We start from the raw sequence: 1,009 nt of genomic DNA on the forward strand, positions 1-1,009 counted from the left end.
GGGATATAAATCGTTAAGCATTGAATAAGGACTACCATTCCAATATCTTTTTAATGGTGTCCATAACTTATGTTTTATTAACCATTTTTGACTATATATACTTAAAAGCTCATTTTCTGTCAGTCTTTCTTTCTCTTCAATAGTCCATTTTAATGCTTCTAAAGCTTTTTTCTTAGTCCAGAAATGATTAGGTGTTATAGCGAATTCCCACTCTTTAAAACGCCCTGGATACAAATCATTAATCATTCTATATGGGCTGTCATTCCAGATTAATTTACAAGCTGATGCTAATTTATTAGCAATTAGCCATTTTATATTATAAAAATCAATTATTTGTTGGCTGGATAGCTTTTCTTTCTCCTCAATAGTCCATCTTAGCGCTTCTAAGGCTCTTTCCTTAGTCCAGAAATTATTAGGTGTCATAGCAAATTCCCACTCTTTGAAACGCCCCGGATACAAATCACTAAGCATTGAATAGGGACTACCCTTCCAAAATATATTTAGAGGTGAAGCAAGCTTGTTTTGTTCTAACCATTTTTTTCCGTACAATTTCAAAAGCGTTTCTCTAGATAACTGCTCTTTCTCTTCAATAGTCCATTTTAGTGCTTGTAAAGCCTTTTCTTTAGTCCAAAAGTTTAAAGGAGCCATACCAAATTCCCACTCTTTAAAACGTCCCGGATATAAATGATCGATGGCCTTATAGGGGCTATTATCATAACTATGATTAAGCAAGCCACGTAGTCTGTACTTCACCAATAATGGTGTATTCCACTTCTTTCTAATTTCCTCATCATCCCATTTTAAAATTGTTTCAATTAAATATTTTATTACTCTTCGAGCGAGTTCATTATCAGTATCTTCCTTCCATGTATTTGCAGGAAAACGACTTCTCTTTCCATCTAAGATTTCTTGATAAATCTCCTCTATAGCAACTGCTTGTATTAGCAATTGAGAAAACCTCCTATAATTTGATGAACGCTTAAGTATCTTTAGAAATAAAATACATTAT

At 33.1% G+C, this 1,009-nt stretch carries 1 protein-coding gene; it reads right to left on the reverse strand.

Features of this window, described 5'->3' with window-relative positions:
• Positions 1-942 (reverse strand): DUF4046 domain-containing protein (locus ACQGS6_RS29250; protein WP_426966092.1); only part of this gene is annotated, 942 nt, incomplete at its 3' end.
• Positions 943-1,009: the final 67 nt, after the last annotated feature.

Origin of the sequence: Bacillus sp. GMs2/2 (assembly GCF_050172095.1) — a bacterium.
GTDB classification, from domain to species: Bacteria; Bacillota; Bacilli; order Bacillales; family Bacillaceae_G; genus Bacillus_A; species Bacillus_A cereus.